Annotated in this window: 16 protein-coding genes; 12 read left to right on the top strand and 4 right to left on the bottom strand. The window is 52.3% G+C overall.

Annotated elements, in window-relative coordinates; genetic code table 11:
* The first annotated feature begins 42 nt into the window (after positions 1-42).
* From BMX68_RS02850 to BMX68_RS02835, 4 genes are all read left to right on the top strand, one after another.
* A complete protein-coding gene (locus tag BMX68_RS02850; RefSeq protein ID WP_143063226.1) occupies positions 43-366 on the top strand; it encodes a hypothetical protein in 324 nt (107 codons plus the stop codon).
* On the top strand, positions 353-817 hold the full coding sequence (locus tag BMX68_RS02845; protein ID WP_017134146.1) for a hypothetical protein: 465 nt from the start codon (positions 353-355) through the stop codon (positions 815-817). The genes BMX68_RS02850 and BMX68_RS02845 overlap by 14 nt, the downstream gene beginning before the upstream one ends.
* Before the next feature lie 485 nt (positions 818-1,302).
* The gene (locus tag BMX68_RS02840; RefSeq protein WP_017134147.1) at positions 1,303-2,199 is read left to right on the top strand and encodes a sensor histidine kinase; all 897 of its coding nucleotides are present in this window, start codon (positions 1,303-1,305) and stop codon (positions 2,197-2,199) included.
* Positions 2,196-2,855: a response regulator gene (locus tag BMX68_RS02835; protein ID WP_017134148.1), complete on the top strand. Its 660-nt coding sequence runs from the start codon at positions 2,196-2,198 to the stop codon at positions 2,853-2,855. Before BMX68_RS02840 ends, BMX68_RS02835 begins: the two co-directional genes overlap by 4 nt.
* Here the strand turns inward: BMX68_RS02835 and yegS are convergent.
* On the bottom strand, positions 2,839-3,738 hold the full coding sequence (gene yegS, locus BMX68_RS02830; RefSeq protein ID WP_017134149.1) for a lipid kinase YegS: 900 nt from the start codon (positions 3,736-3,738) through the stop codon (positions 2,839-2,841). The genes BMX68_RS02835 and yegS overlap by 17 nt on opposite strands.
* Before the next feature lie 359 nt (positions 3,739-4,097).
* Here yegS and BMX68_RS26220 point away from each other — a divergent pair, with 359 nt between their 5' ends.
* Positions 4,098-4,430 (top strand): hypothetical protein, encoded by a 333-nt coding sequence (locus BMX68_RS26220; RefSeq protein ID WP_244159591.1) that lies wholly within the window; start codon positions 4,098-4,100, stop codon positions 4,428-4,430.
* Between the two features lie 29 nt (positions 4,431-4,459).
* Here the strand turns inward: BMX68_RS26220 and recR are convergent, their stop codons facing one another.
* The 3 genes from recR to dnaX all read right to left on the bottom strand — a co-directional run bounded on the left by recR (position 4,460) and on the right by dnaX (position 7,879).
* Positions 4,460-5,062: a recombination mediator RecR gene (gene recR, locus BMX68_RS02820; RefSeq protein WP_017134151.1), complete on the bottom strand. Its 603-nt coding sequence runs from the start codon at positions 5,060-5,062 to the stop codon at positions 4,460-4,462.
* Between the two features lie 292 nt (positions 5,063-5,354).
* Entirely contained in the window at positions 5,355-5,693 is a 339-nt protein-coding gene (locus tag BMX68_RS02815; RefSeq protein ID WP_017134152.1) for a YbaB/EbfC family nucleoid-associated protein, read from the bottom strand.
* 62 nt (positions 5,694-5,755) lie between these two features.
* Entirely contained in the window at positions 5,756-7,879 is a 2,124-nt protein-coding gene (gene dnaX, locus BMX68_RS02810; RefSeq protein WP_060783823.1) for a DNA polymerase III subunit gamma/tau, read from the bottom strand.
* Positions 7,880-8,028: 149 nt separating this feature from the next.
* Here dnaX and BMX68_RS02805 point away from each other — a divergent pair, with 149 nt between their 5' ends.
* The 7 genes from BMX68_RS02805 (at position 8,029) to BMX68_RS02775 (ending at position 13,886) form a co-directional block, all read left to right on the top strand.
* A complete protein-coding gene (locus BMX68_RS02805) occupies positions 8,029-8,820 on the top strand; it encodes a substrate-binding periplasmic protein (protein ID WP_017134155.1) in 792 nt (263 codons plus the stop codon).
* Between the two features lie 438 nt (positions 8,821-9,258).
* A complete protein-coding gene (locus BMX68_RS25290) occupies positions 9,259-9,495 on the top strand; it encodes a hypothetical protein (protein ID WP_143063225.1) in 237 nt (78 codons plus the stop codon).
* A gap of 82 nt (positions 9,496-9,577) precedes the next feature.
* On the top strand, positions 9,578-10,441 hold the full coding sequence (locus BMX68_RS02795) for an McbB family protein (protein WP_074861834.1): 864 nt from the start codon (positions 9,578-9,580) through the stop codon (positions 10,439-10,441).
* A complete protein-coding gene (locus BMX68_RS02790) occupies positions 10,438-11,232 on the top strand; it encodes a SagB/ThcOx family dehydrogenase (RefSeq protein ID WP_074861831.1) in 795 nt (264 codons plus the stop codon). The genes BMX68_RS02795 and BMX68_RS02790 overlap by 4 nt, the downstream gene beginning before the upstream one ends.
* Positions 11,229-12,146, top strand: coding sequence for a YcaO-like family protein (locus BMX68_RS02785; RefSeq protein WP_083400854.1), 918 nt, complete (start codon positions 11,229-11,231; stop codon positions 12,144-12,146). The genes BMX68_RS02790 and BMX68_RS02785 overlap by 4 nt, the downstream gene beginning before the upstream one ends.
* Positions 12,147-12,438: 292 nt before the next feature.
* A complete protein-coding gene (locus BMX68_RS02780) occupies positions 12,439-13,182 on the top strand; it encodes a hypothetical protein (RefSeq protein WP_017134157.1) in 744 nt (247 codons plus the stop codon).
* Positions 13,182-13,886, top strand: a complete 705-nt coding sequence (locus BMX68_RS02775) for an ATP-binding cassette domain-containing protein (RefSeq protein ID WP_017134158.1) — start codon at positions 13,182-13,184, stop codon at positions 13,884-13,886. Before BMX68_RS02780 ends, BMX68_RS02775 begins: the two co-directional genes overlap by 1 nt.
* Positions 13,887-14,116: the final 230 nt, after the last annotated feature.

Below are 14,116 nucleotides of genomic sequence, written 5' to 3'. Positions count from 1 at the left end.
TCAGGCATGACCTGATATTCGCAATATTCAATAGCTATTAATGTGACGCTATTCTCATTGCATGAATGGAGTCAGGCTTTTGCTTTCGATCGCGAGACGATGGCCGGAAAGCCGGGAAAAAGCCTCATAGATTTTGCTGAGGCGCTCTGCAATGGCTATTTCGAAGGATCTTTGCAACCGCAGGGGATCATCTTCTTAAAAATGAGCGCACGGCCCAAAAATGTCGCGCAATGCACCAAGGCCGAAACAATCGGAAACAGACTACAGACATCCTCTGTTGGCGACATTAACTTAACACCGTTCGCCAAGCGCGACGTTCTATCGCCTGCCGATATTTTCATGGAGATAAAGCATGCTGAACGGTAAAGAGTGGCAGATAAGCCTGCCTGAATTCCTCGTCGAGGCCGAGACTTTGCAAGCGAAAATGCAAGAGTGCTGCCTGCATCTGGGCCTGATCCGCAACGACCGGGATGCAATCGATTGCCTACTCGCTACGCTGCACAAGCTGGCCGGACGCGCCGATGTGCTCGGCGTGCGTTGTATGGCCGAGTTTTCCCGGCATATCCACAGTGTGCTAAGCCACGCTCCCGAGCAACTCAACCTGCACAGCGCTGCCTTGCAGGCCCTACAGGACTGCTTGACCTTGTTAGCGTGGCAGCTCGAATTGATCGATCCCTATAGTGGTCAGTTGAGCCTCGACGACAGCGAGCAGGCTGCACTGGTCGCGACCCTGGCGTCACAGACCAACATGTCCGAAACCGTGTTTAACGAGCCAAAAACCTTCACACTGATCACTTTTCCCGGACAATCCGCTTGAATAGCAGCATCTTCGCCCATGCATTTACATGCGCTGTTTTCAATAGTTAAGCGCGCCTTACCCCTGCCTCATAGTCAAAACCGACACAACCAACTAATTAACCAATTTCCGGGTTTCAGACCGGGCTTTTTATTAGCCAAAAAACAACTAGTAAAGTGCCGCAAGTTCACAATTAACCAGACTGCGGTCAGCGGCTTCCCGAGCCTTGCAGAACCATTGCGCAAAAAATGCTGACCATCCGGACATATATCCTTGAGGAGGACCAATCTTAAACAAAGTGCTATTATGCTGTCCGTTCACTTATGTGCTTGACTACAAAATGATTTCACCTCGATTGGTCATGACACCAGCATTGTCTTGACGAGCTAACCTATACATCGCAGAGCTTTATGTATAGGTATTGAACCGTAACCGTTTTTCAAACAGAGTCCCGCCGGTGACAGCGTGGGGCTCTCCGTAGCGAACATTCATTGGCTCCACACGCTATGTACGCCAGCCTCAAGTCATTAAAGCCTTGGCTTTCCTCTCGCAAAAATGCCCGCCGGCTGACCGTATTGCTATGCCTTGCCTCGACCGTGACGAGCTTGTCGGTCTATCTGAGCTGTTCGAGCCTACCGCGAAGCCTGTTGCTGCCAATGCTCAATCTGGCCGCGCTGATCAGCGTCTGGATACAGCATCGGGGGTCGCGGGCATCGATCAATTTTCAACCCCAGGAACTCGCCGATCGCCTGCTGGAAGTGCAAGAAAACGAGCGCCACCGCCTCAGCCGCGAACTGCACGACGATATCGGCCAACTACTGACGGCCGCCAAGCTGCAAACCCAATGGCTGCTGGGGCACTTGCCGGAGACGTTGCGTAACCATTGTGCCGATCTGAGCAACATCCTGGATGAAACCCTGACCAAGGTGCGGGACGTTTCGGCGATTCTCAATCCACGCCAGTTGGCCAGCCTCGGACTCGAAGCCAGTCTGCGTGCCCACCTGCTCAAGACCCTGGGCAATACCACGGTGAACTGGAGCCTGGAATGCCAGCAACGGCTGACCGGGTTGTCAGAGGAAATGGCCGTGACTGCCTTTCGCCTGGCCCAGGAAGCCGTTACCAATATGTTGCGCCATGCTCAGGCCGACAATCTGCTGATACGCCTCAAGCGCCTGCCCGAAGGTCTGTCGATACACATCGCCGACGATGGTCTGGGTTTTTCGCCGGTGGCCAATCCGAGCGAGCAAGGGCAGCGCGGCATGGCCGGTATGGCGGAGCGTGTCGAACAGCTAGGCGGTACATTGACAATCACCAGCGGACCCGGCAAGGGCACGCAAATCGACGCCCTACTTCCTTGGGCTCCACGAGCCCTCGAACGAGCCAGTACGAATAAAGTTTTATGACCTGCAACTTACTTCTTGTGGATGATCACTCACTGATCAGGGCCGGTGTGCGTGCCCTGGTGCTGGACATTCCGGGCTACGCCGTCATCGGCGAAGCCAGTGACGGCGCCCAGTTGCTCGAAGCCGTCGAGCGCCTGAACCCGGATATCATCCTGCTCGACCTGTCCATGCGCGATACCGGCGGCCTGGACGCCTTGCGCCAGCTCCAGGCGGCCCGCCCTCACAGCAAGGTGCTGATTCTATCGATGCACACCGACCCGCAATTGATCATGCAGGCTCTGGAGATCGGCGCCCGTGGCTACCTGCTCAAGGACACCACCGCCACCGAACTGGCCCAGGCCCTGGAAGCCTTGCGCAACGACGAGCGCTACCTCAGCCCGGCGGTCGCCCACACGGTGATCAATCGGGCCCTGACCCAGGTCCAGCGTCACTCGCCGATGGAGGCCGCCACCTACAACCTGACCGGGCGCCAGCTGGAAATCCTCCGACTGATCGTGCGCGGCAAATCGACTCGGGAAATCGCCAACGGCCTGGGCCTGAGCATCAAGACCGTGGAGGCCCATCGTTCGCAGATCATGAAACGCCTGCAGATTTTCGACATCGCCGGGCTGGTACTGTTCGCCGTCCGCGAGCGAATCATCAGCCTCGACGACTGAGCAGCGGCGAATCCGTCGGCAAGTGCAGCCGCAGTGCCCCGGCACGCGCCTCGAAACGCAGGCACTCGCTCTCCAGGGGTTCACCGTCGAGGTTCAGGTACAAGCCTTCGGCGACCTTGATCTCGACCCAGGGGAGGCGGGCTCGGACAAACAGGTTGTCGAGCCCCCACCCATCGCTCATCAATTGGCGCAAGGTGCCCACCAACTCCTGGGGCGCCGGCAGGATACTGATATCGAGCAAGCCATCGTCGGCCAGCGCCTCGGGGCACAACAGGTGCCCGCCCCCCGCCTGACGTCCATTGCCGATCCCCAATGCCAATAATTCCCCTCGCCAATGGAAATCCGGCCCCTGCAACTCGCCGTAGGCGGCATGCAGCTCGCTGAAGCGTGACAGACCGGTAAACAGGTAGGCCGCACCACCAACGATTTTCTTCAGTTCCTCCGAGGTATTGGCCGTCACCTGGCTACCGAAACCGCCGGTGGCCATGTTCAGGAACAACTGCCCGCCAACCGCCCCCAGGTCGATCGCCGCGGCAGGCACCTCCAACAATTGCAAGGCCAGGGCTGGCTCCAGCGGCACTCCGGCGGCACGGGCAAAGTCATTGGCGGTGCCCAACGGCATCAGCACCAAACTCGCCTCGCTGTGCGCCAATGCCATGGCCTCGGCGACCTCACGACAAGTGCCGTCGCCACCGCCGGCGATCAACTGCCGATAACCCATGTCCAACGCTTCAGCCACCAGGCGCCGGGCATCCCCGGCCTCCCAGGTGACGCGCACGGCCAATTCCCAACCGTCTCGTCGCTTGCCCTCAACCGCCGACCGCACTTCTTCGTTGAAGGCCTGCTTGCCATGCAGAATCAGCAATGCCTTGCGCTCGTTCATCAGCGGTTTCTCCTGTGTCGATGAGCCTGAAGAATGTGGACCACGGCCAGCCGCAAAGGAGCTGGCGCCCCAGGATTTATTTCACCGTCCTCCCCCAAAAAAATAAATCCAACCGCAGCGGCCGTTCAACCGACTGACTGCCGGCACTGGGCTCACCCTGACCCTGGTAGATAGCTTGTATAGACGCTACGCCGACAGCCCGAGCCTGATTCAGCGGGCATGTCGGGCGCCGGCGACTTTTCCCATAAACATCAGCGAATCGCCTTAATTGACCGGAAAGCGAAATGGCGCGATTTTCCACGGTGTCTTTTATCAGGGCGATGGTGCCCGGAACATCAACCAGCGAGGATGTAAACCACATGGAAGTTGAGCTACAACACTGCGTGACACCCTGCCTGAATCCTGCCTCCCGATGGTCGGGCAATCATGAGGCGATGCAGCAATCTCCGTCACCCAGTGGTCCCACCAAGACCGGCGACCCGTCTCGAGGCGACACCATGGAACCACGAATCACCGAACTGGAAACCCACCTGGAGTACATCCACCGCGACCTCGGCGAAGTCCGCGGCGATGTGAAGTCGATCAAGGCCCGACTTGCCTATATCGCTGGCGGTACAACGGTCCTGGGTATGCTGCTGAGCTGGCTCGCCAACCACCGACTGGATCAGATACTGCGTTTGCTGGCTCCCTGAAGAGCTTGTCCGATCGCCCCTTCCTGCCTTCAAAGCGTGATAGGTTTGCGTCCCGCGAACGAATGCGCCAGCGTACCGCCGTCGACCAGTTCCAACTCGCCGCCCAGGGGAACACCATGAGCGATACGCGAGGTGATCAACCCCTTGTTGGAGAGCAACTGTGCGATGTAGTGCGCCGTAGCTTCGCCTTCGACCGTCGGGTTGGTGGCAAGGATGATCTCGGTGAAGCTGCCTTGTTCTTCGATACGCACCAACAACTGCGGAATACCGATGGCTTCCGGCCCAAGGCCATCGAGCGGCGACAGATGTCCCTTGAGCACGAAGTAACGACCGCGATAACCGGTCTGCTCCACCGCGTAAACATCCATCGGTCCTTCGACCACACACAGTAAGGTGTCGTCGCGCCGGGGATCGGCACACTGTGGGCACAGGTCGTCTTCGGTCAAGGTCCGGCACCGGCGGCAATGCCCGACTCCGTCCATGGCCTGGCCCAATGCCTGTGCCAGGCGCGCGCCACCGCTACGGTCGCGCTCGAGCAGCTGCAAAGCCATGCGCTGGGCAGTTTTCTGACCGACACCGGGCAAAACCCGAAAGGCATCGATCAACTGGCGAATCAGGGGGCTGAAACTCATGGGAGAAGGTCCGACAAAACTGCGAGAGGCGGTTTATACCCGTGGCTCCGGCCAGCGTCAAATGCTCAGACCCAAGCCTGGGAAACAACAATGCCAGGCACCGAGCCTAGTGGCCTGTACGGTGAGTTCGTTAACTCAAATTCGGATGCCAGAAGTTCATGGCCAAGGCGCTGTGACGAGTCATAGCCGGGCTATGGCGAGGAACAGCAGCGCCGGTCAGGGACTTCCGGCGCCGAAATTGACTCATAGAACTCACCACACCGGCACTAGCATTGCGTGAGCACAAAATACCTCAGAACGGCATCTTGAAGCCCGGCGGCAGTTGCATACCGGCGGTCATGCCGGACATCTTATCCGAGCTGTTGGCTTCAATCTTGCGCACGGCGTCGTTGACGGCGGCGGCAAACAGATCTTCCAGCACTTCGCGATCGTCGTCGCTGACACCTTCCAGCAAGCTCGGGTCGATGCTCACACGCTTGATATCGTGACGCCCGGTCATGACCACGGTGACCATGTCGCCGCCGGCCTTGCCGGTGATCTCGGCATTGGCCAGCTCCTCCTGCATCTTGGCCATTTTTTCCTGCATCTGCTGCGCCTGCTTCATCAGGCCGGCCATGCCACCCTTCATCATGGGAATCACCTCAAAAGTTTGCTGGGACAATCGGCGCGAGGCACCCGCCTCGCGTCATTCAGTTACTCACCCTGGGCCACCAGGGCTTCGACAGGTTCAATAGTATCGTCACGGATCACCGCGCCGAACTGTTGCATCATTTGCTGGATGAACGGATCGGCATGAATCGACGCCACGGCCTCGTTCTGGCGCTCATGGCGGCGACGGGAAGCCGCCTGGGCCGGGGTTTCCTGTTCGGGCTTGATCAGCTCGATGGTCACCCTCAAGGTTCGTTCATGGTACTGGTTCAGCGCATCGTTGAGACGGCGCTGCTGCGTGGCGTTGAACAACGCACTGTGGGCCGGGTCCAGGTGCAGCAGCCAGTCGTCGCCATTGACCGCGATCAACGTGCAGTTGGCTGCGATGCTACCGGTCATGCCGGAGATCGGCAGTTTCGGGAACAATTGCAACCATTCCAGCGCCAGTCCGGTGGCCGGCTGCGCGGCAGGCAACGGCTCGGGTTCCGGTGCCGGCTCGGCGGCGTGTTCACTGGCGAGATCGTCAAGGTAGCTGTAGGACGAATCCATATCCGGCTCGATATAATCTTCATCCAGCGGCGGCTCGTCGTCACGCTCCAGGCCCGCGGTCGCGGCATCCGCCTGGGCCGGAGTCGGCTCGGGAATGCCTGCTGCCACCCATCCCGGCGCGTCCGGCACCACGTTGTCGGGCGGCGGCGCCAGTTCCGGCGGCTCGGCCTCGGCAGCGGTTTCCAGTACCGGCTCCATGGCTGGCTCGTGCATCAGCGGCTCAGCGGGCGCGTTCCAGGGTAGATCGGCGGCTTCGACCGCCGCTGCCACGGGCTCGGCCACGGGTGCTGCCTCGACCGCCGAGACTCGCTCAGGCACGGTGTCGACCACCGGCGCAGGAATTGGCTCGACCCCGGGCGCGGGTGCTATTGCATCAGTCGTCACGGCGTTTTGCACCGCGCAAACCTTGACCTGCGCAGCCATAGCCGCGACCACCGGCGCAGCCGCCGCTGGACCCGCCACGTTGCGCGCGGAATCAACTGTGGCCTGGCTGATCCCCACTGGCTTTAGCGGCTGCCTCGGTGCCGTGGTGCTGTCAGCCGGTCGGAAGGCGAGCATTCGCAACAGCACCATCTCGAAGCCACCACGCGGATCCGGTGCCAGCGGCAGGTCGCGCCGGCCAATCAGGCCCATCTGGTAATAAAATTGCACGTCTTCGGCTGGCAGCGCCTGGGCCAGGGCCAGCACGCGGTCACGGTCACCGTGACCGTTATCGACACCTTCAGGCAGCGCCTGGGCAATCGCCACGCGGTGCAGCACATTGAGGATTTCCGAGAGCACGCCGTTCCAGTCGGGGCCTTGCTCGGCCAAATGCCGCACCGCTTCGAGCAACGCCTTGGCATCGCCTTCGATCAACGCATGCAGCACGTCGTAGACCTGACCGTGATCCAGCGTACCGAGCATCGCCCGCACATCACTGGCCATGACCTTGCCTTCACCGAAGGCAATGGCCTGGTCGGTCAGGCTCATGGCGTCGCGCATCGAACCGTCCGCCGCACGGCCGAGCAACCAGAGGGCGTCGTCTTCGAACGGTACGTTCTCGACCCCCAGTACGTGGGTCAGGTGCTCGACCACTCGCTCCGGGGTCATGTTCTTCAGAGAGAATTGCAAGCAGCGCGACAAAATCGTTGCAGGAAGTTTCTGTGGGTCGGTGGTCGCCAGGATGAACTTGACGTAGGGTGGCGGCTCTTCCAGGGTTTTCAACAAGGCGTTGAACGAGTGGCTGGAAAGCATGTGCACTTCGTCGATCAGGTAGACCTTGAAGCGCCCTCGGCTCGGCGCGTACTGCACGTTGTCCAGCAACTCGCGGGTGTCCTCGACCTTGGTCCGGCTCGCGGCGTCGATCTCGATCAGATCGACAAAACGCCCCTCGTCGATCTCGCGGCACACCGAACAAGTACCGCACGGTGACGAGGTAATACCGGTTTCGCAGTTCAGGCACTTGGCGATGATTCGCGCAATGGTGGTCTTACCGACCCCGCGGGTGCCGGTGAACAGATAGGCGTGGTGCAGTCGCTGGCTGTCCAGAGCATTGATCAGCGCCTTGAGCACATGGGTCTGGCCGACCATTTCGCGGAACGAGCGCGGACGCCATTTACGTGCAAGAACCTGATAACTCATCGATAACCGTCGCATCTGGAAAGCGGAAGACCGCTAATGCTAGCGGAGCAGGGGCAAAATTGCATCCGGCGCTCGGCCCTAATCTGACTAAGCTGAACTTTATGGGAAAATTCACAGCCTGAAGCGTCGTACTCCAGCCGGAGAGTTGAATGCGTATAGCGTGGGGCGCCTTTGTGTTGATGATCGCCAACTGTTCTGCTGCGCCTGCGCCATTGCGCTTTGCCGTGGCCGACAGCTGGGCCATGCCGCTGGTCCAGATCGAGAACGACCAACCGACCCAGGGTATTCTCTATGATCTGATGACCAGCCTTGCCCAGCAGGTTGGGGTGCCCGCCGAGTTTCATGTCCTGGCCCGAGCCCGCGTGCAGAGTGCCATGGAGCACGGCGACATCGACGTGCGTTGCTATGCCGCACAATCCTGGCTGGCGAACCGATCAGGCGACTATATATGGAGCATTCCACTGCTGGTGCATCGCGATGTGCTGATCAGCAATGCCAACCACCCGCAACAGATCAATCTTCGGAACCTGCCCAGACAACCTGTCGGCACCGTATTGAGCTACACCTACCCAACCCTGCAACCACTGTTCGATACGGGCAAGTTGATCCGCGACGATGCTCGTAACCAGGAACAGGTGCTGAAAAAGCTATCGGCGGGTCGCTATCAGTATGCGGTCAGCAACCAGTGGAGCCTGGACTGGTTCAACCAGAAGCTCATGCCACAGCACCAACTGAGAGTCGTAGCGATGCTGCAAGAGCAGTCGGTGGGCTGTTTAGTGCGCAATGATCCGGCGCTGCCGGTGCAGCGGATCTTGCGGACCCTGCTGAGAATGAAGATATCCGGGGAAATCGACGGGATTATCGGGCTCTACACCGGCAACGGCGAACAACTGGACAAGCCGGTTACACAACCTCCTGTATTACTCCCTGAAGCCCCATGAGCCTGGCCGGCCAGTGAAGCTTTGCCTGTCCTGCCATCTGTGCACCCCTACTCCGTTGAAAAACGCCTCACAAACGCACGAAAAATCAATTACGTCAGCCACTTAACCAAGAATGAGGCTATGCCCTAAGACGGGCTTTTTTTTCAAAGACCGTTTGTCGTTTTCCCAAGCAGAAGTGCTCTTCATTTAATGTAAGAACTGCCCTACAAAAAAACACATAACTATTTTTAAAAAACCATAAAAAACAATACAAAACTATTTTTAAAAATTTCAACTACTTCTGAAACACTCAAAAAAACTACGAAACTTCCTACAAATAGCATCATTTGCATTTGACGTGACTTTAGCACAAGAGCTATAGCTAGCATTACTGCTACTCAGCAGTAGTAGTTGATGAAAGCGGCTACTTAATACATAAACAGTACACAGGAGAAAGCCATGAGTATCGAAAATTTTGGAGATTCGATCTTCAACTTTAAAAAAGATCCTAGCTTCGACAGAAGCCCTCAGGCAAATATTGGTGGTTCAGGTAGCCAAGGTGGATGCGGCGGGAGTGGTGGCTGTGGTGGTGGTGGTGGGTGTAACGGCGGTAGCGGAGGAAGTGGAGGTTCAAGGGGCAACGCGATTACCAGCAATGACAGACATCAACTAACCGCTGCTTCGCGTGAGGATTAGAGAACTAAATACCCAAACCATGTGAAGGTTACTCTGCAGTGAGCTAAGTAACCTTTGCTGCAGGATATTAAGGAGGCCCCCAATGAACATAAACATACATAACTATGAAATACTTAACTTCCCTAATGAAGATCTCGTAGTATCAGAAATTGGAATTTCAAGAATCAACTCAAAATCATTACTAAATGCATTGAAAACCATAAAAATTCGAGATCAATGCAATATATCCAAAGAAGAAATAAATGACATCTTGATAGAAAATGGTCTCGATTCTTCAGCAGCATTTTCTTTCCTGGAGAAAATTTTATACATAAAAAAACCAATCAGTGACTATTTTTTTAAAAAAACAGTCATCATCCATGACTTTTACAATGCTGACTTGAAAGAAATATTGACCACCGAGTTAAGTCTACCTGTAGATTATCAAAATTTTCCTAAAAATAAACTTCACTTAAAAATAACAGATCGATATTTCTTTTTTATTTTATGTAAAAACTACGATTACACTCAACTAAAGAAATTATATTTTGAAATAGCATCTGGCGCGCCCCAAAGCTCAATTTCAGTTGGGACAATGATCGGAAACTTCTTTTCTATCAGCCCACCTTACATTCCCGAAATAGGCAATCCATGTCATTTCTGTAATGTAGATCGACTAGAGATCAACACTCAATCAAACCAAAGAGATAACAACTGGGTAAGATTATTTAATTTTTTCAAAGATCGAAGCTCACCAATTCCATCTTGCAAACATTCGCTACTTCAAAAAAATATAATTTTCGGAGCTATTGCTGACCACATCAATTTCTATACCACACCGGGACACGAAATACGTCACCAAGATAGTATGTTTCTCACATCATACATAGATATACAAAAAGGATTGATTACCGAAGAAAACATACCTCATTGGTTCATGTGCGACTGTTTGAGATCAAATGTATGAAAACCATCCCTCACGATTATTACTTGAAATTTATAGATCCAAAAGTATTCGAGGAAGTACAAAATTTTCACAACAAGGAAAAATATACAATTCATGAAGCATTCGAAAACACCACCTACCTCCATCAACTAAATGAAGAGCAACTTGATACTCTATGTTCCAATGAGCTCAGCCTTTACCCAGATCTTGGCTTAACACATAACTTACCTGACAACATAAAAGAAATAAATACATTCAATAGAAACGAATCTTGCGATTTTTTTGAAAAAACAAAATTAAATCTCCCAATTATTCAACGATTGATAGCTCCACTTTTAACAAAAAATTCAAACCCAAAAAAAAGAAACTATCCTAGCGGGGGCGCGCTCTATCCAATAGAAATATTTATATGTTCATTGAATGACGAAAATGAAGGCTGGCCTCACCCTCAAAAAATATTGCACTTGCTCCCCGCCTCAAAATCCTTTGAAATCATGCAAACCAGTTGCAATACACATCATTTAAAAAAAACGATATTATCCAACATACAAAGCATCGGCAGCCCAAGCATAGCAATTGTCTATGTGGCTTACTTTCCAAAAATTTTATTCAAATATAGATATCGTGGATACCGCATGGCCTTAATGGAGGCAGGCTCAATCTATATGCTAATAGAGCTCCAGGCGGCAGATATTGGATTGAATTGCAGGTTATGGGCTGACTATACAGACCACATGTTATCAAAAGCATTGGGATTAAACCCTGTACTATTTTCGCCAATTTGCGTTCATTTAATTGGAGCAAAAAAATGAATATCATAAACAACAATTTTGGAACCATGTTCCCCAATAGAGTTTGTTATCAACCTTCTGCCACACTAGACATGCCGTCAGTGACCGAAGTATTTGATTTCCACTTAAACACCGGATCTGGTATAGGAATAGGTTCAAACGCAATCAAATCTGCCATAGGGGAATATTTTGAAAGGCGGCATTTTTACATCGAGGTTTTTCCGGACTTAGAAAACACTCTCTCCAGTAGCCTCTCCGCCAAAGAAGTAAAATCTTTTATTAAAGCATTCTACCAGACAAACTCCGAAAACTTCAAAACCTCCGACTTGGAGCTACATAGATATAAATTAACGAAAGCTTCAAGGCTTTCCAACTTCACCCCTTGCTATATTCCAACAGCGTGTATCTCTCTAAACTCACTAGAATTAGGCAGCGACAGCGAAATTTACCCATCGCGAGATACCTGCGGTTGCAGTTTCCACTGGAGTGCCGAAGAGTCAATGTTCGGCGCATTAAAAGAAAGTTTAGAACGACAATTTTTATCACGTTTTTGGCTTACAAAAAAATGCACTGCCGTCTTAGGGTCAACCGAATTAATAAAATCATTGAGGTATCACGTTACCACAAAATTACACCAAATACTATGTAAATCTGGAGAGCTCATAGCCTTTGACATATCAGACAACAGATTCCCCGGAAAATGTTTATTGGTAGTATACGGACAAAAAGACACAACTCGCAACGTATTATATTGTGCAGGATTATCTTATGCTGAAACCAAAATAGCTGCCTTAGACAAGGCCATTAACGAACTCTGGCAAACCTTTCGCTTTATTAATCTATTCTCCAGTATCAACGGAAAATTGCACAGCCTTCACGATCCATACATAAAATATTTCTTAAGCTGCACAACTATCAAACATTCCAAAACATAAGTACTCATATCATAACCCACGACGAGAACAAACATACATCTCATCCTTTTAACTTCAACGGTATCAGACAAGCTATCATAGATCAAAATATACTTGGCTATCTTTATACAAAAACTCGATTACTAGATGGAGAAACTTGCACAGTAAGCAAATTTATCTCACCGGACATGTTTACTCACATGGATAATTCAAAAAATATAAACACACATAACAAATACTCATTTCACTTCAAGAAAGACATAATCACTGAACGAAAATCAATGATGGTTCCATTTCCATAGAGGATAAATCAATGCAAAGCCATTTTTCTTATCGCTCAAGCCGTCTAGCCTGGCTCTTTATAAAAGAGCAGCTCAAGGAGCCCATTGCCTTATTCTGGATCATTATTTCGCCATGTGCGGCTTTCTATCTCCTGGAGCTATCCAGAGGCGGGACAGCGGTATTTTCAGGGACTTACGCTGAACATACAGCTTGGTTCTATGCCTACATCTCGTCCAGTGTCGCCCTGTTCGGCTTTTCTTTTTATATCATTGGTCGTCGAGAAAGCGGCTATATTCGGTCTTTTATTTATAATCACGAGGCAAAGCTTGTCTTTGTCCTGGCCCAGACCTTGGCCTACTCAGTCATCGCAATTATCTACTGCACGGTATTTTACCTTGCCACACGCCTACCATTTGGTGCTTATTCACTTTCGGAGTTGCTGAGTATAATTTTAAAATTCTATACTTGCTATCTACTATTTTGCTCAATCGGCATTCACTTTAGCTTACTCCCCATAAATTTCCAAAACGCCAATACTCTTTTCTCGATTTTTTCATTTTGCATTTTGATCCTCGGCTTATCGAATTCACTCTTGGAAAACTCCCTGCTTAACAGCATTAATCTGGGTAACCCACTCATACACGCAGTCGGACTTGTTGAGCAAGGCTTCGAGGCCAATGTAGAACTCACCCTATTAATATTTATCATATTCATCTCAAGCTTGTTGATAACCATCAAATTCTTGCGCATCAACCCTGTCTGGAGCCGTTACTGATGAAAGGTCTCGAAATAAACTCATTATCATTCCGATACAGCGACAGGATGATTTTCCAAGACGCGACGCTTAGCGTGCAGCCGGGTGCTATTATCGGTGTGCTTGGTCCAAACGGATCAGGAAAAACTACGCTCTTTGATATCATCTGTAAATTGAAGACACCTTGTGCGGGGACTATACAGAACGATTTCGCAAAAGAGCTTTATCTGTCTCAGACGCTAATGACGCCACCTGCCCTGCGCATGTTCGATATCTTCGAAATGACCAATCTGCTTTGCTCTTCGACTCGCCACGCACAGACACAAGTACTGGACAAGCTTTCGCAATGGAGCCCCAACATCATCAATCGCTACAAAGAGATATGGGGGAAAAAGTCCGCGTTGTGCAGTTATGGAGAAAAACGTTGGTTTTTTACCCTTTCCCTTCTGTCGTTGGACGCTGACTTCATCATCCTTGACGAGCCCACGGCAGGTGTCGATCCAGAATTTCGTCATTATATCTGGCAGTGCCTGCACGGCGCAGCGAACAGTGGCACCGCCATTCTGGCTTCCTCGCATAACGTTGATGAGATCGTTGACCACTGCAACTATTTCTATATGTTGAGCCAAAAGCAGTTCAAGCGATTTGACAACCGCCAGTTTTTTATGGATGCCTATGATGCAAAATCGCTTGATGCGGCGTTTATCCAAGCTGCGGCCTCCTGAAATAACAGGAGTAGGTCAGCTTTGCATCGGCACTAACATGAACGGTTCAACGCGTCGGTACTTGTGGTCGTAAGAATGCACATAATCGACCACGGCCGATGTGAGGTCTGCTGTAGACATCTGACCGATATTAACACTTATGGAACCCACGCCGTCTAACGGACACCTAGCAAGCGGTTAATGATCACGCCGACACTTTCTGGTCAGCCCTCCCCCCGAAAATGCAATGA

It is taken from the genome of Pseudomonas agarici (genome assembly GCF_900109755.1).
Lineage (GTDB): Bacteria > Pseudomonadota > Gammaproteobacteria > Pseudomonadales > Pseudomonadaceae > Aquipseudomonas > Aquipseudomonas agarici.
This window is presented reverse-complemented; position numbering and strand designations above follow the sequence as displayed.